This is a genomic window from Mycobacterium sp. RTGN5 (genome assembly GCF_033804465.1).
Lineage (GTDB): Bacteria > Actinomycetota > Actinomycetes > Mycobacteriales > Mycobacteriaceae > Mycobacterium.
This window is the reverse complement of sequence record NZ_JAPZLA010000004.1, coordinates 226438-246814: the sequence shown is the minus strand read 5'-3', so window position 1 is coordinate 246814 and position 20377 is coordinate 226438. Positions and strand designations below refer to the sequence as shown.

At 67.4% G+C, this 20377-nt stretch carries 20 protein-coding genes; 9 read left to right on the top strand and 11 right to left on the bottom strand.

Annotated elements, in window-relative coordinates:
• The first annotated feature begins 71 nt into the window (after positions 1-71).
• Positions 72-968, top strand: coding sequence for a LysR family transcriptional regulator (locus SLQ31_RS21280; protein ID WP_319436031.1), 897 nt, complete (start codon positions 72-74; stop codon positions 966-968).
• Here SLQ31_RS21280 and SLQ31_RS21275 read toward each other — a convergent pair.
• The 3 genes from SLQ31_RS21275 to SLQ31_RS21265 are packed head-to-tail and all read right to left on the bottom strand — an operon-like array spanning position 962 to position 4057.
• Positions 962-2020 carry an acyl-CoA dehydrogenase family protein gene (locus SLQ31_RS21275; protein WP_319436030.1) on the bottom strand — a complete coding sequence of 353 codons (1059 nt, stop codon included), beginning with the start codon at positions 2018-2020 and terminating at the stop codon, positions 962-964. The two genes, SLQ31_RS21280 and SLQ31_RS21275, sit on opposite strands and share 7 nt — an antisense overlap.
• A gap of 28 nt (positions 2021-2048) precedes the next feature.
• A complete protein-coding gene (locus SLQ31_RS21270; protein WP_319436029.1) occupies positions 2049-3209 on the bottom strand; it encodes an acyl-CoA dehydrogenase family protein in 1161 nt (386 codons plus the stop codon).
• A gap of 5 nt (positions 3210-3214) precedes the next feature.
• Positions 3215-4057: a PaaI family thioesterase gene (locus SLQ31_RS21265; RefSeq protein ID WP_319436028.1), complete on the bottom strand. Its 843-nt coding sequence runs from the start codon at positions 4055-4057 to the stop codon at positions 3215-3217.
• Positions 4058-4119: 62 nt separating this feature from the next.
• Here SLQ31_RS21265 and SLQ31_RS21260 point away from each other — a divergent pair, with 62 nt between their 5' ends.
• Positions 4120-4644, top strand: coding sequence for a dihydrofolate reductase family protein (locus SLQ31_RS21260; RefSeq protein ID WP_319436027.1), 525 nt, complete (start codon positions 4120-4122; stop codon positions 4642-4644).
• On the opposite strand, the gene SLQ31_RS21255 is transcribed toward SLQ31_RS21260, so the two are convergent.
• Together SLQ31_RS21255 and SLQ31_RS21250 are read right to left on the bottom strand one after the other, a co-directional pair.
• On the bottom strand, positions 4634-5266 hold the full coding sequence (locus SLQ31_RS21255) for a TetR/AcrR family transcriptional regulator (RefSeq protein WP_319436026.1): 633 nt from the start codon (positions 5264-5266) through the stop codon (positions 4634-4636). The genes SLQ31_RS21260 and SLQ31_RS21255 overlap by 11 nt on opposite strands.
• Positions 5267-5404 carry a hypothetical protein gene (locus SLQ31_RS21250; protein WP_319436025.1) on the bottom strand — a complete coding sequence of 46 codons (138 nt, stop codon included), beginning with the start codon at positions 5402-5404 and terminating at the stop codon, positions 5267-5269.
• Positions 5405-5665: 261 nt separating this feature from the next.
• Here SLQ31_RS21250 and SLQ31_RS21245 point away from each other — a divergent pair, with 261 nt between their 5' ends.
• Positions 5666-7495, top strand: a complete 1830-nt coding sequence (locus tag SLQ31_RS21245) for an acyl-CoA dehydrogenase (protein ID WP_319436024.1) — start codon at positions 5666-5668, stop codon at positions 7493-7495.
• A gap of 56 nt (positions 7496-7551) precedes the next feature.
• Positions 7552-8010 carry a MaoC family dehydratase gene (locus SLQ31_RS21240; protein WP_319436023.1) on the top strand — a complete coding sequence of 153 codons (459 nt, stop codon included), beginning with the start codon at positions 7552-7554 and terminating at the stop codon, positions 8008-8010.
• Between the two features lie 55 nt (positions 8011-8065).
• On the opposite strand, the gene SLQ31_RS21235 is transcribed toward SLQ31_RS21240, so the two are convergent.
• Positions 8066-9538, bottom strand: coding sequence for an aldehyde dehydrogenase (locus tag SLQ31_RS21235; protein WP_319436022.1), 1473 nt, complete (start codon positions 9536-9538; stop codon positions 8066-8068).
• 41 nt (positions 9539-9579) lie between these two features.
• Positions 9580-10359, bottom strand: coding sequence for a class I SAM-dependent methyltransferase (locus tag SLQ31_RS21230; protein WP_319436021.1), 780 nt, complete (start codon positions 10357-10359; stop codon positions 9580-9582).
• A gap of 46 nt (positions 10360-10405) precedes the next feature.
• On the opposite strand from SLQ31_RS21230, the gene SLQ31_RS21225 reads away from it, so the two are divergent.
• A complete protein-coding gene (locus SLQ31_RS21225; RefSeq protein WP_319436020.1) occupies positions 10406-11584 on the top strand; it encodes a glycosyltransferase family 4 protein in 1179 nt (392 codons plus the stop codon).
• A 37-nt stretch (positions 11585-11621) separates the two neighbouring features.
• Positions 11622-12086, top strand: coding sequence for a DUF1003 domain-containing protein (locus SLQ31_RS21220; RefSeq protein ID WP_319436019.1), 465 nt, complete (start codon positions 11622-11624; stop codon positions 12084-12086).
• Here SLQ31_RS21220 and SLQ31_RS21215 read toward each other — a convergent pair.
• Positions 12083-13801 carry a hypothetical protein gene (locus tag SLQ31_RS21215; protein WP_319436018.1) on the bottom strand — a complete coding sequence of 573 codons (1719 nt, stop codon included), beginning with the start codon at positions 13799-13801 and terminating at the stop codon, positions 12083-12085. The genes SLQ31_RS21220 and SLQ31_RS21215 overlap by 4 nt on opposite strands.
• A gap of 7 nt (positions 13802-13808) precedes the next feature.
• Entirely contained in the window at positions 13809-15008 is a 1200-nt protein-coding gene (locus SLQ31_RS21210; RefSeq protein WP_319436017.1) for a DUF3068 domain-containing protein, read from the bottom strand.
• A gap of 168 nt (positions 15009-15176) precedes the next feature.
• Between SLQ31_RS21210 and SLQ31_RS21205 the strand changes: the two genes are divergently transcribed.
• The 3 genes from SLQ31_RS21205 to SLQ31_RS21195 all read left to right on the top strand — a co-directional run bounded on the left by SLQ31_RS21205 (position 15177) and on the right by SLQ31_RS21195 (position 17881).
• Positions 15177-16355 carry an acyltransferase gene (locus SLQ31_RS21205; protein WP_319436016.1) on the top strand — a complete coding sequence of 393 codons (1179 nt, stop codon included), beginning with the start codon at positions 15177-15179 and terminating at the stop codon, positions 16353-16355.
• A gap of 83 nt (positions 16356-16438) precedes the next feature.
• Positions 16439-17065, top strand: a complete 627-nt coding sequence (locus SLQ31_RS21200; RefSeq protein WP_319436015.1) for a helix-turn-helix domain-containing protein — start codon at positions 16439-16441, stop codon at positions 17063-17065.
• A gap of 63 nt (positions 17066-17128) precedes the next feature.
• On the top strand, positions 17129-17881 hold the full coding sequence (locus SLQ31_RS21195; protein WP_319436014.1) for an SDR family NAD(P)-dependent oxidoreductase: 753 nt from the start codon (positions 17129-17131) through the stop codon (positions 17879-17881).
• A gap of 25 nt (positions 17882-17906) precedes the next feature.
• Here SLQ31_RS21195 and SLQ31_RS21190 read toward each other — a convergent pair whose 3' ends face one another.
• Both SLQ31_RS21190 and SLQ31_RS21185 read right to left on the bottom strand, forming a co-directional pair.
• A complete protein-coding gene (locus tag SLQ31_RS21190; RefSeq protein ID WP_319436013.1) occupies positions 17907-19373 on the bottom strand; it encodes an AMP-binding protein in 1467 nt (488 codons plus the stop codon).
• Positions 19366-20370 carry a phosphotriesterase gene (locus SLQ31_RS21185; RefSeq protein WP_413642656.1) on the bottom strand — a complete coding sequence of 335 codons (1005 nt, stop codon included), beginning with the start codon at positions 20368-20370 and terminating at the stop codon, positions 19366-19368. The genes SLQ31_RS21190 and SLQ31_RS21185 overlap by 8 nt, the downstream gene beginning before the upstream one ends.
• Positions 20371-20377: the final 7 nt, after the last annotated feature.

Sequence of the window (20377 nt, the reverse complement as noted above, 5' to 3'; positions counted from 1 at the left end):
ACGGCATGGTGTCCCGGCCGCAACTGATTAGACAAGCAATACATTCTGAACTGAGCCGGTAGATTCACTACATGGATGTGGTGCGGTTGCGCCTCTTGCGCGAGCTCTCTGAACGCGGCACTGTGCACGCGGTCGCCGAGGCGATGTCACTGACGCCATCGGCGGTTTCCCAACAGCTGAAGATCTTGCGACGCGAGGCTGGGGTCCCGCTCCTGGAACCCGACGGGCGCCGAGTGCGACTCACCGATGCCGGCCGCGCCCTGGTCGTCCGGGCCGACGAGGTTCTTGCCGCCCTCGACCGGGCGCAGGCGGACATGGATGCCTATCGGTCCACCCCGCGCGGCAGTGTGCGCGTGTCCATGTTCCCTTCGGGGGCAGCAATGTTGCTCGCGGGACTCATCACTCGAGCTGCTGCCGTGGGCGTCGAGGTGCAGGGGCGAGACATCGACCAGCCTGCGATCAACGCACCGACTCAGCTCGCCGATTTCGACGTCGTCGTGGTCCACCGCGACGAGCGGGATACCAACCCATGGGGACCCCGGATCGAGGCCACTCCGCTACTCCGCGAGCCTCTCGAAATCCTGCTGCCAGAACACCATCGGCTGGCCGGCAGCAAGCACATCGAGCTACGCGAACTGGCCGACGAAGCCTGGATCGGCGTCGAGGGCGGCCTGATGGTCGACGACGTCCTGCGTTCTCTGGCGACCATTGCCGGCGTCCGACCACGAATCATGCAGCGAGTCAACGACTTCCGAGTCGTCGAGGAACTCGTTGCGGCAGGGTTGGGCATAGCGCTGCTGCCTCGGTATGTTCACACCACCCGAGCGCTTGTCCGCAAACCGCTCAGCGGACTGCGCATCGCGCGCCGGATCGAGGCGGTAACCCGCGCCGGGGCCACCGCGCGTCCCGCCGTCGCACAGGTCATCGACATCCTCAAGACCGTCGCTCAAGAAGTGGTCGATCAGTAGCAGCCGACGACGAAATCCCATGGGTCGCCGTCGCGGGCGGCGGCCAGGGCCAGCCGGCCCAGTCGACGGGCGTGCGTTGCGGTGTCGCCGAACTCGTCGATCCAGCCGCGGGCGCGCATGGTCGCCAGCCACAGCCGGTGCTCGAGGGTCACGCCGATCGCACCGTGGAGTTGGTGGGCGGCGGTGATCACGACGGGCACGACGCGACCCACGACCACCTTGGCCACCGTGACGGCGTAATCGGCCTGGGCGCTGTCGAATCCGTGGTCGGCGACGGCGGCGACGGCCAGCTCGGTGGCAGCTCGGGCCCGCTCCACCTCGCCGGCCATCGAGGCCAGCGTGTGCTGTACCGCCTGGAAAGCGCTCAGCGGCCGGCCGAACTGCTCTCGTTCCCGAGTGTGGGCCACCGAGAACTCGACAGCGGCGTCCAGCGCGCCGAGCGCCTGCACGCAGCGCGCCCATGCGCCGCGCCGCAGCAGCTCGTCGGCTGCGCCGTCGACGGTGACGAACTCCGTTTGTGTTTCGACGGTGATGGTGTCGCGCGGCTCGCCGCCCAGGTTGTGCCCCGCGGCGATGGAGGCGGGACTGGCGATCGCGACCTGAAGTGTGGGGCCGTCGCGCAGGGCCAGCACCACCGCGGCGGCGGCAGCGGCGTACGGCACGCCCGGGACCGTCGTCGCCCCGGCCGGCGCGATCGCGACCGTCAACGGGCCCTCGTCGGGGACTTCGAGCCCGGCCTTGGCGGCGAGCCAACCGGCCAGCACGTCGGTCTCCGCCAGCGGAACCGTGACGGCGTGGCGGGTCAGCGCGCGCAGGATCAATGCCAATTCTCTTGGACCGCCACCAGATTCGGGGTCACTGGTCAGACGGGTCAGCCCGGCGTCCTGCAGGTGGCGCCAGGCGGTGGCGTCGAATTCGTCGGGCAGACCGCGGTGGCCGATCCGTTCGTCGAAGGACCGAGCGCCGATATCCTCGGCCAACCGCCGCAGCTCGGCGAATTCGCCTGTGCCGCCAAGGGGTCCGAACACCCCACCAGTCAACACCCGCGTCATGGCGGTCCGTTCTTCGCGCAAGCGCTCATCACCGCAGCCCCATTCCCCGTGCCACCACGCCGCGCAGCACCTCGTTGGTTCCGCCGCGCAGCGTGAACAGTGGTGAGTGCAACCGCGCGATGTCCAGCAGCGCGGCCACCCCTGTGCGTTCTGGCGTATCGGCCGCGTATGAGAACAGGTCGGCGGCCAGCTCCACCGAGTCCTGTTCGAAGCGGGTGCCCAGATCTTTGACCAGTGCGGCCTCATTCACCGGTGACTGCCCGGCGGCCAACGCTCTGGCCACCGACACCGAGAGCTGCCGCAGCGAAATGACCCGGGCCATCAGGTCGCCAACGGCCGCGGCGGCGTGGTCGTCCAGGTCGTCCTGGGTGCCCAGCAGCCGGACCAGCGCGGTCAGCAACGGGGCGGTGCTCAGGATGCGTTCGGGGCCACTGCGTTCGAACGACAGCTCTGCGGTGACCTGATGCCAGCCGGCGCCGATCTCGCCGAGTAGGTCGGCGTCGCTGACGAACACCTCGTCGAAGGTCACCTCGTTGAAGTGGCGTTCGCCGGACATCATCGGGATGGGGCTGATCGTCACGCCCGCTGAACCTGTTGGAACGATGAACTGGCTGAAGCCGGCGTGCCGCCGATCGGGGTCCACCGGGCTGGTGCGGGCCAGCACCACGACCTGATGAGCCAGGTGCGCACCGCTGGTCCATACCTTGGTTCCCGACAACAGCCAGCCGCCGTCGGTCTTGGTGGCCTTGGCGGCAGACGCGGCGAGATCCGAACCGGCCTGCGGCTCACTCATGCCGATGGACGAAAAATACCGTCCCGCAGCGATTCTGGGCAGCAGCCGCTGCCGCTGTTCTTCGGAGCCGTAGGCCAGCAGGCCGGGGGCCACCTGGCGGTCGGCGATCCAGTGTGCGGCCACCGGCGCTCCTGCGGCCAGCAGTTCCTCGGTCACCACATAGCGGTGCAGATGGCTGCGCCCCTGCCCGCCGTAGTCGCGCGGAATGGTCATGCCGAGGAATCCGGCATCGCCGAGCCGCGCGCTGAACCCCTCGTCCCAGCTGGACAGCCACGCGTCGACGCTTGGCTGCCAACCGAATTCGGTGCGGTCGGCGGACAGGAACGCGCGCACCGATGCCCGCAGTTCGGCCAGCTCGGGTTCGTTGGCACACAGCGTCGCGAAGCTATCCGTCATGGTGCTTACCGGTATCCCGTGACCCGCGCAAGGATCGCCACCTTGCCGTCGTCGCCGACCGCCTGCGCATCCCCGATCGCGGAGTTCCGGCCGACCCGTAATGCCCTTCCCTCGTAGCGGGATTGGGCACCGGCGACGAACGGCCGCAGGAAGTTGACCCGGATCGACGCGGTGCGCAGTGGGTCGGCTTGCTCGTGGTTGATCGCCGCGGAGGCCACGAGCTCCAGTCCGGCGCTGCTGACCCCGCCGTGCACGATCCCGATGAGGTTGTTGATGATCGGATCGGGCCGCTGGGCCAACCGGTAGGTATCCGACTCCAACTCAGCCGGGGTGGTCGCCATCAGGTCGGCCAGCGACGTCTGCGGTGTGCGCACCAGCATGTCGGGTCCCCGCTGAATCGGACCGTCCGGGCCGCTGGTGATCGCGACTGTTCGCACGGTGCCCCCGCCGATCGTGCTGCCGCGATGGCTGAGCGTGCAGATTGCCAGCAGCGTCGCGCCATGCGGGCCCAGCGGGCGGCTGCTGGCCACGACGGGTTCGTCGGGGGCGGCCAGAAGGCTATCGATCCCGTCCGGACTGAGCTCGACGGTCAGTTCGCTGGACACCGTCCATTGCCCCGCCCCACGGCGGTAGAAGTTCGCCCGGCCCCCGACATCGTCGACCAGGATGGCCAGCGGCCCGACGGTCGGCAGTCCGGTGAACGGATTGACCAGGCGGCCCACCGGCATCGACGCCACCACGGTGAACTCGGTGAAGTTCTCATCGAGCGTCGTGATGCCGAACCTGGTCAGGACACTTTCCGGGGTTTCCGGGTCCTGCAGGGCGGCGGATGGGTCGGGCGTCGTCACACCGTGTATTCCAGCATCAGCGGCCCGACCCTTGTCGGACGGCCCGACCATACTGACCACCCATGGCCACCGTGTACTTCACCGCATCGAGCTTGGACGGCTTCATCGTCGACGACGCAGGCAGCCTGGACTGGTTGACCTCCCGCGCGATCGACGTCAACGGGCCCTTCGGCTACGAGGCCTTCAACACCGGGGTTGGCGCGCTGGTGATGGGGTCGGCGACCTACGAGTGGCTGCTGGCCAATCAGCCAGGGGAGTGGATGTACAGCCAGCCGACCTGGGTGCTCACCCACCGCCCGCAGATCATCGCCGACGGTCATCCGGTCACGGTGTTCAGCGGCACCGTCACCGACCTGCATCCCGTGCTGGTCGAGGCCGCCGGTGAGCGCGACGTGTGGGTGATGGGCGGCGGTGATGTCGGCGCGCAGTTCGTCGCGGCGGGCCTGGTGGACGAGTTGATCGTGTCGTACGCGCCGTGCAGCCTGGGTTCCGGCGCGCCGGTGTTGCCGATACGCTCGGAGTGGGTGCTCGCCGAAACCGGTGTGAATGGCGATTTCGTCTGTGCCCGTTGGCAGTTCAGGCGTTGAGGGTCGGCACGCCGAACTTCGTCACGAATTCTTTTGCCTTGATCAGAAACTCCAGCTGGGCGGTGACGTCGTGCAGGGGTTGCAGGCTGCGCACCGACCGGCACAGCACAACCGCACCCTCCATCGCGGACAGGGTGATGTCGGCCAGCCCGCTGGCCTCGGCGTCCTCGAAGCCGTCCCGCAGGTAGGACTGCTTGGCGGCGTCGCGCCAGCGGCTGAAGATCTCACCCGCGACCGCGGTCAATTGGTGTTCATCCTCGCCCGAGCCGACCGCAGCGGCCAGTACGGGGCATCCGGCGGTGTAATCGCTTGTGAGAAGGGCATTTTCCCAGAGCTGGACGAAGCGGCGAAGCAGCGTCGTGGTGCTGTCCTTGGCGGCGTCCTCGAGGCTGGCGCTGATCTCGTAGCCGGCGAAATCCAGGGCCTCGCGCAGGATCTGGCTTCGGCCCTCCGGGAAATGGTGATAGACCGAGCCGCGGGGAGCGCCGCTACGGGCCAGCACTTCGTCGATGGTCACTCCGGCCGCACCGCGTTCGCGCAGCACCTCGGCGGCACTCACCAGCATCTTGATGCGGGTGGAGCCTCGGGCTCGGCGGGCGGTACCGGTTGGCGTCTGGGTCATTCAGGCAGCGGGCGATTGACGGACGTGGCTACCCCGCCACGTCAGCGCACGAGCGCCCCGGCCGAACAGCTGCCTGCGCTTGTCAGGCACCTGGCGCGTGAACCGGTGGCCGGCGATGTTCAGCTCGATCAGCCACATGTTTCTCTCCTTGCGGGGAAGGTCTCTAGACCAACTCCATAACTATGATTATGACCATAAGATTAGAACGCTCTTAGCGCAAGGTGGATTCCCTCATGAGCATTAACCGCAGGAAGAGGCCGACACTGAGCTGCGGATAGTTTCACGCGCAGTGCGTTTATATGATCCAGATCATATTTCTGGCCGCCGTCGGATCACCCTGATCAGACGGGCTAAACGGACTAGGCTCGGCTGCGTCGGCGACTGAAAAGGACGCATTCGATGAGCCACTACAAGAGCAACGTCCGCGATCTCGAGTTCAATCTCTTCGAGCTGCTCGATTTGGGGAAGGCCCTCGACGACTACCCCGACCTCGACGGGGACTCGGTGCGCGAGATGCTTTCCGAGGCGGCGCGCCTGGCCGAGGGCCCGGTGGCCGAATCGTTTGCCGAGACCGACCGACATCCGCCGACGTTCGATCCCGACACGCATGTGGTGTCGTTGCCCGAGCCGTTCAAGAAGTCGATGCGCGCCTGGCAGCAGGGGGAATGGTTCCGCATCGGGCTCGCCGAGGAGGTCGGCGGTGTCCCCGCGCCGGCGATGGTCACCTGGGCGATCGACGAGCTGGTGCTGGGGGCCAATCCGGCGGTGTTCATGTACATGGCCGGCCCGATCATGGCCAACGTCTTGTTCCACATCGGCAACGAGCAGCAGCGGCATTGGGCGAGCCTGGCTGCGGAACGAAATTGGTGCGCGACCATGGTGCTGACCGAGCCGGACGCCGGCTCGGACGTCGGCGCCGGCCGCACCAAGGCCGTCAAGCAGGACGATGGCAGCTGGCACATCGAGGGCGTCAAGCGGTTCATCACCAACGGCGACGCCGACGACTTCTTCGAGAACATCCTGCACCTCGTGCTGGCCCGCCCCGAGGGCGCCGGACCCGGCACGAAGGGGCTGAGCCTGTTCGTGGTCCCGAAGTTCCTGCTCGATCCCGAGACCGGCGCACCCGGCGAGCGCAACGGCGTCTACGTCACGAACCTCGAGCACAAGATGGGCCTGAAGGCCTCGGCCACCACCGAACTCAGCCTGGGACTGCACGGCACCCCGGCGATCGGCTGGTTGGTGGGCGACGTCCACAACGGCATCGCGCAGATGTTCAGGGTCATCGAGTACGCCCGGATGTTCGTGGGCACCAAGGCGATTGCCACGTTGTCGACCGGTTACCTCAACGCACTGGAGTACGCCAAGACCAGGGTGCAGGGCGCTGACATGACGCAGATGACCGACAAGGCCGCGCCACGGGTGACGATCATCCACCACCCCGACGTGCGACGCGCGCTGATGACGCAGAAGGCGTACGCCGAGGGGTTGCGCGCTCTCTACCTCTTCACCGCCGCACATCAGGATCCCGCAGTGGCGCAGGTGGTTTCGGGCGCCGACGCGTCGATGGCCGAACGCGTCAACGACCTGCTGCTGCCGATCGTGAAGGGCGTCGGTTCCGAACGCGCCTACCAGTGTCTGACCGAGTCGCTGCAGACGTTCGGCGGCTCCGGCTTCCTGCAGGACTACCCGATCGAGCAGTACATCCGCGACGCGAAGATCGACTCGCTCTACGAGGGCACCACCGCCATCCAGGCGCAGGACTTCTTCTTCCGCAAGATCGCCCGCGACCAGGGCGGGGCACTGGCGCACATCGTCACCCAGATCGAGAAGTTCATCGACAGCCCCGACGCCCGGCCCGAACTGGCCACCAGCCGCGCATCGCTGGCCGAGGCGGTGGACAACCTGCGCGCGATCGTGACCACGATGACCGGCTATCTGCTGGGCGCGCAGGAAGACGCGCGCGAGCTGTACCGGGTGGGACTGGAATCGGTGGGGTTCCTGCTCGCCGTCGGTGATGTGCTGATCGGTTGGTTCCTGTTGCGCCAGGCTGAGATTGCGCTGCAGGCACTGGACAGCGATCCCGATCCGCGCGAGGAGGCTTTCTACCGCGGCAAGGTGGCGGTGGCGAACTTCTTCGCGGCCAACATGCTGCCCCGGCTGGCCGCCGAGCGGAAGATCGCGGAGTCGATCGAGTTGGCCATCATGGACCTGAGCGAGGACGCGTTCTAGGCGTCGGTCAAGATGGCGGGGAATAACCGGCGGGACTGATGAGGAAAGGTGCCCCCATGAAGGTGATCACGTCCATCGACGACGCGGCGTCCGCGGTCGGCGAGGAGCTCGGCGTCAGCGAGTGGCTGCAGATCGACCAGAAGCGCATCAACGATTTCGCCGACGCCACCGGCGACCATCAGTGGATCCACGTCGACGTCGAACGCGCCAAGACCGAAAGTCCTTATGGCGCACCGATTGCGCACGGCTTCCTGACGCTGTCGCTGATCCCCGCGCTGAGCAAGGACAACTTCCGCCTCGAGAACGCGAAGATGGCCGTCAACTACGGGCTCAACAAGGTCCGGTTCGTCGCCGCCGTGCCGGTGGACAGCAGGGTCCGGGTGCGCTCCGAGCTTGCCGACGCCACCAAGGTCGACGACAACACGGTCAACCTGACCGTGAAGCACACCATCGAGATCGACGGTGTCGAGAAGCCCGCCGCGGTGGCCGAGATGATCGTCCGCGCGATCTACTAGCCCACACGAAAAAGCCCCCGACACGCGCTGCGTGCGGGGGCTTTTTCGTGTCGAGTTATTCGGGTGTGTAGCCAAAGGGCAGCAGCACGCTCTTGGCCTGCGTGTACTGCTCGATGCCTTCCGGCCCGTTCTCGCGGCCGATGCCCGAGTTCTTGTAGCCGCCGAACGGCGCACCCGGATCGAAGGCGTACATGTTGACCGCGTAGGTGCCGGTACGGATCTGGGCGGCGATCTTCATGGCCTTGTCGTTGTCGGTGGTGTAAACCGACCCGGCCAGTCCGTAGACGGAGTCGTTGGCGATCCGCACGGCATCCTCTTCGGTGTCGTAGGCAATCACCGCCAGCACCGGGCCGAAGATCTCTTCCTGCGCGATGGTCATCGAGTTGTCGACGTCGGCGAACACCGTCGGCTCCACGAACCAGCCGTTGTCCAGACCCTCGGGACGGCTTCCGCCGGTGACGATCCGGGCGCCTTCCTCGACGCCCTTCTTGATGTAGCCCTCGACGCGCTCACGCTGGCGCTCCGAGATCAGCGGGCCGATCATGGCGCCCGCGTTGTCGGGCAGTCCGATCGGCATCGCGGCGACGGCCGCAGAGAGCTTTTCGACGACCTCGTCGTAACGCGACCGCGGCGCCAGGATGCGGGTCTGCCCGACGCAGGCCTGACCACAGTTCATCAGCCCGGAGAACACCAGCATCGGCAGCGTGGAATCCAGGTCGGCGTCCTCGAGGATGATGGCCGCCGACTTGCCGCCCAGTTCGAGCGTGCACGGCTTGAGGTTCTCGGCGGCGATCTTGGCGATCTCCTTGCCGACCGCGCTGGACCCGGTGAACGTGAACTTGTCGATCTCGGGGTTCGCGGTCAGCGCGCGACCGGTATCCGGACCGCCGGGCACCACCGAGAGCACACCCTCAGGCAGTCCGGCCTCGGCGAAGACGTCGGCCATCGCGAACAGCGACAGCGGGGTCTCGGCGGCGGGCTTCACGACGATCGTGCAACCGGCCAGCAGCGCGGGGCCAAGCTTGTTGGCGGCCAGGAAGAACGGCACGTTCCACGCCGTCACCGCGGCGACGACGCCGATCGGCTCGCGCAGGACCATCGTGGTGCCGTAGACGCCGTCGCGGAAATCGCGCCAGGTGAACTTGTCGGCAGCGCCCGCGAAGTACTGGAACGACGACATCGCCGCGCCGTACTGCATCATGTCGACGATCGTCGGCGGCTGGCCGGTCTCGGCGGCCAGCAGGAACTTGAACTCCTCGGCCCGCTCTTCGAGGATCTTGACGGCGCGACCCAGAATCTCGCCACGCTCCGCGGGCGACAGGTGCGGCCAGGGTCCCTCGTCGAAGGCCTTGCGGGCGGCAGCGCAGGCGGCGTCGACGTCGGCCTTGGCGGCCAGCGGCACCTTGCCGACGAGTTCGCCGGTCGCCGGCGAATGCACTTCGATGACCTCTGAGGTCGACGGCTCGACCCACTTGCCGCCGATGAACAGCTGGTCCCATTCGGTCTTGAAAGCCGTGCTCTGTGTCATGACCGTCACATTACCTACTGAAGACAGAAACTAGAACCTGTTCATTTCGGGGGAATCGGCGGCCGCAGCACCAGCACCAGATTGCTCACCAAGAACTCCCGTATCCCTGGCGCCGACGTCAGCCACCACGCCCATCGCGGGTGGTAGCGCGGAAATGCCGCGACCAGCGCTCCTGTGCCGACCGCCCAGGCCAGGCCATCGGCCGCGGAGACGGCGAAAAGCGACGACCCGTAGTTGTTCTTCGGGGGCCGGCCGTGCTTGTGGGTGTAGCGGGCGGCCGCCCGGGCGCCGCCCAGATAGTGCGTCAGACCCATTTCATGCCCGCCGAACGGACCGAGCCAGACGGTGTACGACAGGATCGCCAGCCCGCCGGGACGGGTCACGCGCAGCATCTCCGCACCGAGCTGCCATGGGCGAGGCACGTGCTCGGCGACGTTGGAGGACAAGCAGACATCGACGCTGCCGTCGGCGAAGGGCAGGGCCATGCCGGACGCCCGGACAAACGAGCCGGGCCCGGCCTGGCGCACGTGCTCGGCGGCATGCATCTCACTGGGATCCGGTTCGACACCGACGTAGTCCCAGCCGGCGTCGGTGAACGCGGTGGCGAAATAGCCCGGTCCGCCGCCGACGTCGACGAGGGTGTGCCCGGTCGGGGTATCGGCGTGGGTGGCCCGCCAGAGGTCGGTGACCATGTCGGCGGTGTCGGCGGCCAGGGCGCCATAGAAGCGGTCGGGGTCGCCTTGTTCGTGGCGGAATTCGGCCAGCAGCCGTACCGAACGGCCCAGCGTCGCGCGCTTGGCGAACAGGTCGGTGACGGCCATCGGGCTCACCCTAGTGAGTGCTCAGCACGGGGTTAGGCTGAACTCGATGTCCACACCCGTTCGCTCCGTCCTGCTTTTGTGCTGGCGGGACACCGGCCACCCACAGGGTGGCGGCAGCGAAACCTATGTTCAGCGCATCGGCACGCTGCTGGCGGACTCGGGCATCGACGTCACCCTGCGCACCGCCCGGTATCGGGGTGCCCCGCGTCGCGAGGTCGTCGACGGTGTCACCATCAGCCGCGGCGGTGGGCCCTACAGCGTCTACATCTGGGCTGGACTGGCCATGGTCGCCGCACGCCTGCGGGTCGGCCCGCTGCGGCGGGTGCGCCCCGATGTCGTCATCGACACCCAGAACGGTGTCCCATTTCTGGCTCGGCTCGCGTTCGGACGGCGCGTGGCGCTGCTGGTGCATCACTGCCACCGCGAACAGTGGCCGGTCGCAGGCCGCTTCGTCGGCCGGCTCGGCTGGCTGGTCGAATCATGGCTGTCGCCGCGCATGCACCGCCGCAACCAGTACGTCACCGTCTCCCTGCCGTCGGCCCGCGACCTGTCCGACCTCGGGGTCGACGCCGCGCGGATCGCCGTGGTGCGCAACGGCCTCGACGAGGCGCCTGCCGACACCCTTACCGCGCAACGGTCGTCGACGCCCCGCGTCGTGGTGCTGTCGAGGCTGGTGCCGCACAAGCAGATTGAGGACGCGCTTGACGCGGTGGCCGCACTTCGCCCCCGCGTCGCGGATCTGCACCTGGACATCGTGGGTGGCGGCTGGTGGCACGAGCGGCTCGTGGAGCGCGCTCACCGGCTCGGCATCGCCGACGCGGTCACCTTCCACGGCCACGTCGACCACCAGACGAAACACGCTGTCGTACAACGATCCTGGGTACACGTGCTGCCGTCCCGCAAGGAAGGCTGGGGGCTGGCCGTCATCGAGGCCGCCCAGCATGGCGTGCCGACCGTCGGCTACCGCTCGTCGGGGGGACTCACCGACTCCGTCATCGACGGAGTGACCGGGGTGCTGGTCGACGACCACAACGATTTGGTTGATCGCCTCGAATACCTGTTGGCCGAACATGTTCTGCGCGACGAGCTCGGCGCCAAGGCGAAGGCGCGCAGCCGGGACTTCTCTTGGCAGCAGAGCGCCGACGCCATGCGCACCGTGCTGGAGTCGGTGCACGCAGGCACGCGTGTCAGCGGAGTCATCGAGCAGCGCGAACGCCGGCACTGACAGCCGATTCCCGGGTTCGCCGTGTGATGATCCCGGGATGTCGAAAATCTACGATTACGCCCGTCACCCGCGCGCCGCGGAGCTGGCAGCCAAGAAGCCGGTCAGTACGGCCGAGATTCGCGGTGTCGACCACCAGAACTGGCTGATGCGCTTCAATGCCAAGTTCGGGCTCAAGATCACGGTCGTCGTCGGAACCATGTGGGCGGCTTATCTTTTCACAGTGCTCGCGCTGTTCGCCCTACCCGACGCCATCGAGCAGGGCACCTACTTCGTCGTCGTGTGGTTGTCCAGCAGCTTCCTTCAGCTGGTGCTGCTGCCCATCATCATCGTCGGACAGAACATTCAGGCCAGGGCGTCGGACACCCGAGCCGACGAGACGTACAAGGACGCCGAGGCGGTACTGAAGGAGGCGGCGATGATCCAGGAGCATCTCACCAAACAGGATGAGCTGATCGCGCGGATCCTCACCCAGCTCGGTCCGCTGGCGCCCAAAACCACTTAACCTGAGCTGCTTTCACGCCGGCGTCCGCCCGCCAGCACGGCGATCCCGGCTCCGACAAGTAGCACCAGCCACACCAGGTGCGTCGCGATAGCCAGTGCTCTCTTTCCTTGTGGCGCAACCTGACTCACGCCCCCGACTCGGTACAGCGTGAGATCGGCATCGCGGTAGGCCACCGGCAGCCCCTGCAGCGTCCGTTGCGCGTTTCCTTTCGCACCCGCGCTGCCCGATTCGACGACAACCCAGCCGACCCCGGCATCGGCCAGTGCCTCGGGACTGCCGCCGGCCAGCAGCAGGCGCTGCACGTCGCGCGCGTGGCCGCCCTCACCGGGTATCGACTGGCCCGAGATGGTCAGATCGCCGGTGGCCAGCACCTCGGCGCGAACCCAGCGGGGCAACGGATCGAGCACCGGCGACGGCCGGGACCACGCGAACTGGCGCATGCTGTCGGCGGGCAGCACAGCCACGTCCGCCGGCGCGGCGTTGACGATGCCGGCCACCGCCGACCAGCCCGCCGGATACCGCACCGAGGTGACCTTGCCCCAGCCGCCGAAGGCCAGATCGGGCAGCACGGCGATCACCGCGACCGCACACACCGCCGCGGTGATCCCCGGGCGAAGTCGATGCCGCAACGTCACCACCGCGGCGGCGCCTGCCACCGCGTAGGCCGGCATCGCCAGCGCCACCCACTTCTGCCCGTCGCGCAGCACACCTACACCCGGTGCGGATTCGACCAGGGTTCGCAGAACGGCGAGCCCGGGCCCGGTGGCTAGTACTGCGGGCAGCAGCACGCCCACCGCGGCCAGCACCAGCAGGGGCACGGCAGATCGACGGCGCAGCACCGTCGGCAATCCGACCGCCACCACGGCCAGCAGCGCCACGGTCGCCAGCAAGGCCAACAGCGTTGTGCGAGAAGACGGAACGGCCTCGGCATTCCAGATCCCGCCTAGACCGGCCAGGCTGCCCAGAGTGCCAAGGCCCGGCTCGGCACGAGCCGCAAACGCGACCACACCTGAGGTCGGTGACGAGGCCAGCGCGTCGCCCAGTGCCGACGCGGTCAACCACGGCGACGCCGCGAGCACCGCGGCGATCAGCACCCCGGTCGCACACCGCAGCCGTGACACCCCGTCACCCGGGACGGCGGTACAGGCCAGCGCCACCACGGCGGCCAGCAGCAGACCCGTCGGCGTCAGCCCGGCCAGCGCGAGCCAGAACACCAGCGCCGCCCACCGCGGCCATGACGGCGCGGGCTGCTCGCCCCGCAAACGAACCATCGCCGCGGCCACCCACGGCAAGCTGCCGTACCCGACGAGCAGACTCCAGTGCCCCTGCAGCAGCCGCTCCGCGACGTACGGATTCCAGACCGCGAGTGTGGCGGCCACCACCTGCCCGGCGATGCCGGCATCCGGGACCAGCACGTCGGCCAGCCGCGCGGCGCCCCAGCCGGCGAGGAAGAGCCCGGCGATCAGGAGCACCTTGACCAACACGCCGCCGTCGAGGACCGGGGAGACCGCGGCGATCAGGAAATCCTGTGGCACCGCACGCGGCGCCGACTCACCCAGACCCAGCGCGCTGTCGGAGAGGTAAGACCGTGGGGTGGAGACCGCGTCGCGCAACAGCAGATAACCGGGTGCCAGCAGCGGCGCGGTCACCGCGAGGGCCAACAGGAGGGCATATCCCGGCACCACCCACCGGAGCGCCCGGCGTGCCTGGGTCATGCCGAGCTCACCGCTGCGGCGGTGGGGGCTCCAGATCCGGTCTCGCCGCGGGCAGCTTCTCGGTGGCGGCCTCGGCGGCGGGCATCGGCCCGGTTTCGTCCTTGCCGAAGAAGCCGTGGTTTGCGGTGTCGAGGCCGGGATCGATCAGTGCGGACTCGGCGCGCACGCTGAACGTTCCGAGCAGAACCCCGCCGACCAGCGCCACCAAGCCTGCCGCGGTGAAGCTGATCGGCAACACCCGTGACCACAGCCCCACCCGGTCGCGCTCGTCGCGGGCCGACGCCACCCGAGATTCGATGGTCTGCTCGCTCGAGGTGACCTTGTAGTCGGCCAGTGCCATCTCCGGGCGCACCGGATCGCGGGCGTAGTAGTGGTTGGCGTGCTCGGTGGACTTGACGATGACACCGGTGACCGGATCCACCCAGAACGTGCGCTGCGCGGCGTAGAAGCGGGTCATCGTCACGGGCTCTTCCGGCGGCCCGGGCAGGCCCCACAGCTCCGCCCGCGCGGTCACCTCGCCGTCCTCGTCCTTGTCGTAGAGCGAGGCGTACTTGATCGGGTCGACCAACTTGCCGTCGGCGTCGTAGCCGACGTTCTGGGTGAACCGGTACGTGGTCAGCCCGTTGACGTCCTCTTGACCGTCGTAGTTGGCGTCGAAGGCCTTCTGCGCGATCGGATCGAAGTAGGGATACGTCTTCTTCTCGGTGTTGAACGGGAACCGGTAGGCCAGGCCCTCGTGCGGCAGCGCGATGTTGGTCGGCGGCTTGCTGTCCTCGACGGTCCGCGGCTTCTGCACCGACCCGCCCGGGTGGGTGTCATCGGACACCGCCAGCGCGGTGCTGCGGTTTACCGTCACGGTGTCGACCATGGCCAGCAACAAACCGTTGTCCTGTTGCTTGTCGCTGCGGCGCATGCTGGTGCCGACCTGCAACGTCACCACATCGGCATTGGCCGGCGACTCGACGGTGATCTGCTGCTGGGACACCAGGGGCACGTTCTTGTCGACCACGAACTTCACACCCAACAGTGACGACGGGTCCAGTGCGGTACCGGTTCCGTCGCTGACCAAGGTCTCGTCGATATCGAGCGGGATCTTCTTGATCTTGCCGGAGGTATAGGTCGACAACAGCAGCGCGGCGATCAGCAGGGCGGCTCCGAGCCCGATGATGCCGTACGCCGTGATACGCAACATGCCCGCGCGATTCACGCTGCCGTGGCCTCCCTCACTCCGATCGTGCAAAGCACCGCCTGCAGGCGGTGCAAACGTGATTGACCCTAACAGCAGAGGCCAGGGCACTGGCTCATTAGGAGGTCATCGCCGCAGCCCAGGTGTACCCACTTTCGCAGGCAACCCGTGCCCCGGCACACTGGCTGCATGACACCGGAGGCGGAGCAGATCGGGGGCACCCGCAGCTTCCTGCCCGCGGTGGAAGGGATGCGCGCCTGCGCGGCGATGGGAGTGGTGCTCACCCACGTCGCGTTCCAGACCGGGACCAACGCCGCCGTGGTGGGACGCCTGCTGCATCGCTTCGACCTGGCCGTTGCGGTGTTCTTCGCGCTTTCGGGTTTTCTGTTGTGGCGCGGTCACGCCGCCGCGGCCCGCGGGCGACGGCAGCGACCACCCACCGGCCACTATCTGCGCTCGCGACTGGTGCGCATCATGCCCGGATATGTCGTGGCGGTCGTCGTCATCCTCACGCTGCTGCCGGAGGCCAACCAGGCCAGCTGGACGGTGTGGTGGGCCAACCTCACGCTGACTCAGGTCTACGTCCCGCTCACCCTGACCGCCGGGCTGACCCAGATGTGGAGCCTGTCGGTGGAGGTGAGCTTCTATCTCGCCCTGCCGATACTGGCGTTTCTGGCGCGCCGATTGCCGGTGCGCGCCCGGGTCCCGGTGATCGCCGTGGTGGCGCTGGCGAGTCTGGCCTGGGGTCTGCTGCCGATTCACACCGCGCAGGGGGTGAACTTCCTCAACTGGCCGCCGGCCTATGCGTCCTGGTTCGCCGCAGGCATGCTGCTGGCCGAGTGGACCGTCAGCCCGCCGGGATGGGCACACAAACTGGCCCGAAATCGTTGGGCCATCACGGGTATCGCGCTGGCGGCTTATCTGATCTCGGCATCGCCGCTGGCCGGCCCGAAGGATCTGGTTCCGGCCACGTTGGGGCAGTTCGTGATTCGCACGTCGATGGGGGCCATCGTCGCCGGTGCGCTGCTGGCGCCGCTGGTGCTCGATCGCCCGGACACCCCGCATCCGATCCTGGGCAGCCGGTTCATGGTCACGCTGGGACGCTGGTCCTACGGCCTGTTCGTCTGGCATCTGGCGGCGTTGGTGATGGTGTTCCCGATGGTCGGCAAGTTCATGTTCAACGGCAACCTGATCGTCATGCTGGTCCTCACGCTGGTGCTGGGCTTCGCGATGGCGGCGGTCAGCTACGCCCTCATCGAATCGCCATGCCGGAATGCGTTGCGGCGCTGGGAGTACCGGCAGAAAAAGCCGGCGCCGCCGTTGGACAGCTCGGTCACTGATGCGCCGGAGCCGGTCATCGCCCGCTGATCAGCGCAGCATCCCGGGAATGCGTACGCTGTACTTAACGTTGATGTACAAGCGGTGATCTCGAGAGATTGTGGAGCGCGACGGTGTCGGTTGAACGGTTCGGCGTGCACGGCCGCACCAGCCTGACCCCGAAGGGGCAACAGACCCGCGAACGTATCGTGCGAGCCGCAACACGGGTGATCGAGATGCGAGGGGTCGCTGGGACCACCCTGGAGGACATCCGTGCCGAAGCGCGGGTGAGCAGTTCGCAGATCTATCACTATTTCGGCGACCGCGACTCGTTGATCCTGGCGGCGATCGACGGTGGCGATGCGGGTGGCGATGGGCGCAGCCCCATGAGGCTGGATTTCACGTCCGCCGCTTCCGTGCGGGCGTGGGGTGATGAGGTGGTAGGCACGTTGGAGTGCGCAGACTCGCGCTACGCGTGCCCGCTGCTGGATCCTGTTGGCGGCTGGGGTCGGGACGGTCTCCACGGTCGCATTGAATCCGGACTTCACCAGCTGCACAACGATATTCGCGCTGGCTATCAGACAATGCAGCTCCGCGGTCACATCGGAGCGGACCTGGACGCGCACCGTCTGGCAACCACGACGCTGTCAACGCTTCTCGGCGGGTTGTTGCTGAGCCATCTCGGCCAGGACCCCGCGCCGTTCGCCGCAGCCGTCGACACCGTGGTGGATCAACTGGAGGCATTGCCGAGAGGCAGTTAGAAGTACTGTGCACCAACGATTTTGGATTGGCGAATCCAAAAAATTCCTCCTAGCGTCGGGGTCATGGGAAACGATATGACTGGCGTGACCGCTCTGGTGACCGGATCGACCAGCGGAATCGGTGCCGCGGTGGCAGGAGAACTCGCCGCTCGGGGCGCCAACGTGTTGGTGTGCGGACGCGACCGTGATCGCGGCAATGCGGTGGTCGACGAGATCCGGCGGTCCGGTGGTTCGGCCGAGTTCCTCGCTGCGGACCTCAGTGCCGGGGCGGTGTCGGCCAAGGACCTGGCAGCTCGCGCCAATGCTCTTGTGGGGCGCCCGATCGACATCTTGGTCAACAACGCCGCCATCGGCGTCGTGGCACCGGCCGCAGCATTTCCAGTTGAAGGCTTCCAGTCACTGGTCGCGACGAATCTCGAGGCTCCGTATTACCTTGTGGCAGAGCTAGCTCCAGCAATGGCAGAGCGAGGACGCGGCGCCATCGTCAACATCTCGAGCATGGCGGCGCAACTCGCAATGCCGGGGATGTCCGTCTATGGCGCAACCAAGGCCGCTTTGTTGTATCTGACCAAGAGCTGGGCTGCCGAGTTCGGCCCCCACGGAGTCAGAGTCAATGCGGTGATTCCCGGTCCGACCCGAACCCCCGGCTCTGCACAGCTAGGTGACGCCCTCGATGCGATGGCCGCCCAGGCTCCGGCCGGACGTGTGGCCGAACCCTCCGAGATCGCCGCCGCCGTGGCATTCCTGGTCAGTGACGCCGCCAGCTTTATTCACGGCGCCGCCCTTTCGGTAGACGGCGGACGGACCGCCGTCTAATCGCGCAGTGGCAGCCCGCGCTGAACTACGCCTGCAACCGGGCGATGACCTCATCGCGGACCGCGGACCGGCGGGCCTTGCCGGCGTCGTCACGCAGCGGCGTGTCGACGAATTCCACACTGCGCGGCACCTTGTAGTCCGACAGCCGCTGTGCCACGAACGCCGCCACTTCATCCGCACTGAGCACAGCACCGTCGGTGTGCACCAACGCATGTGGCACCTGACCGAGGTCTTCATGCGGCACCCCGACCACCAGACAGGACAGAATGGCGGGGTGCTCGGCGAGCGCGTTCTCGATCTCCGCCGGGTACACATTGCGTCCACCGACGGTGAACATGTCGACGCGCCGGTCAGCCAGGTACAGGTAACCCTCGTCGTCGAACCAGCCCAGATCGCCCAGCGAGTCCCAGCCGTCGCGGGACTTGGCTGTGCTGCCGATGTAGCGGTAGGTGGGGGCGGAGCCCACGGCCGGGCGCATGTAGATCTCGCCGATCACCCCGGGCGGGCACTCGTTGCCGTCGTCGTCGAGCACCTTCATCTCGCCGGCGACCACGCGACCGACCGACCCACGGTGGGTCAGCCACTCCGCGCCGCCGATGAACGTCAGTGCCTGAAGTTCGGTGCCGCCGTACAGTTCCCACACCGCATCCGGGCCCAGCAGCTCGATCCAGGCCTCCTTGATGTTCGGTGGGCACGGCGCGGCCAGGTGCCACAGCCGGCGCAGTGACGACAGGTCGTAGGCCTCGGGGTTGGCGTGATACACCGGCAGCAGCCGTTGCAAGATCGTCGGCACCGTCGCCAGGTAGTTCACTTGGTAGTCGCTGACCAGCCGCAGGAAGTGCTCCGGGTCGAACCGGCGCATCAACACCAGATGCTGCCCGGTCAGCAGCGCGATGGCCGCCGACGTGAACCCCGTGTTGTGACTCAACGGCACGGGGAGCAGCTGGGTGTCGGTCGGTTCATTGCCCATCGACATCGCCAGCAGATCGGCCGGGATCCGGCCGTCACCACCGGCTTCGATCAGTTTGGGCCGTCCGGTGCTGCCACCTGAGGCCAACGACTTCCACACCGGTGAAACCGCTTCGGGGAGAGGACCATCCGACAACTCCGGGCTGCCGGTGAAATCTGCGTCGACAGACGGCACCACCCCGCGTGGGTCGGCGCGGCCCACCAGCAGGGCGCGCGGCACGAGATCGAGCAGGCCCTCGAACTCGGCGTCGGGCAGCCGCGGGGACAGTGGCTGCGGAATCGCACCAAGCTTCCACACCGCCACCGTCGCCAGTACCCACTCGATCGAGTTCGGCACCGCGATGGTGACGTAATCGCCTTGCTTGACCCCGAGTTCGGCGTAGGCGCGCGCCAGCCGGTTCGACGCCGACTCCAGCTCGGCGCGGGTGATGGTGCGGCCATCGGCGCTCACCACCGGGCGATCGGGCGCCTCGGCAGCGAGTTGGCTCATCCGGGTCCCGATCGCGGGAATCTCGTCACTCATAGGCACCTTGCTTAGCGAAGATGTTGCGGGGGTTGCCGACCAGCATGGTGGTGATCTGGTCTTCGGTGACTCCGCGCTGGCGGAGCGCGGGCAGTACGTCGTTGTGGATATGGCGATAGTGCCAGTTGGGCAGGGCAACCGGCACCAGCGCCTCCGGTAGCCAGTCGATGTAGCAGGACGCGTCATGCGAGAGGACCATCTTGTCGGCGTGGCCGCGCTCGCACATCCGCGCGACGGTGTCGACCCGGTCGTCGAAGCTCAACATGCTGTCCAGGCCGAACCGGTCCATGCCCAGGTATGACCCGGGCGCGATCAGCTCCTCCAGGTAACCCAGATCGGTGGTGTCGCCGCTGTGCCCGATGATGACCCGGCTCAGGTCGACGCCTTCCTCAGCGAAGATGCGCTGTTGCTCCAGGCCGCGCCGGGTGGCCGCGTGGGTGTGGGTGGTGATTGGCACGCCGGTCTGCTTGTGCGCCTGGGCCACCGCGCGCAGCACGCGTTCGACACCGGGGGTGATGCCGGGCTCGTCGGTGGCGCACTTGAGGATTGCCGCCTTGACGCCGGTGCCGGCGATCCCTTCGGTGATGTCTCGGACGAACAGCTCGGTCATGATTTCCGGGCCGTCCAGCAGTGTTCCCGGACCGCTGAAGTGGAAGTACATCGGGACGTCGTTGTAGGTGTAGATCCCGGTGGCCACCACGATCTGCAGGTCGGTCTGCGCGGCCACCCGCTGGATGCGCGGAATGTAGCGGCCCAGCCCGATCACCGTCGGGTCGACGATGGTGTCCACCCCGAGGGCCTTCAGCTCGTTGAGCTTGGCCACGGCGTCGGTTTCCCTGGCCGCTTCGTCACCCCAGCCTTCGGGATAGTTGGCGATGATCTCCTGCGACAGGACGAAGACGTGTTCGTGCATGAACACCACACCCAGGTCGGTGGTCGGGATCGCTCCCCGCACGGTCTCGACCTGTGACGGCATCGTCAGATCAGGTACAGCCATACCAGGC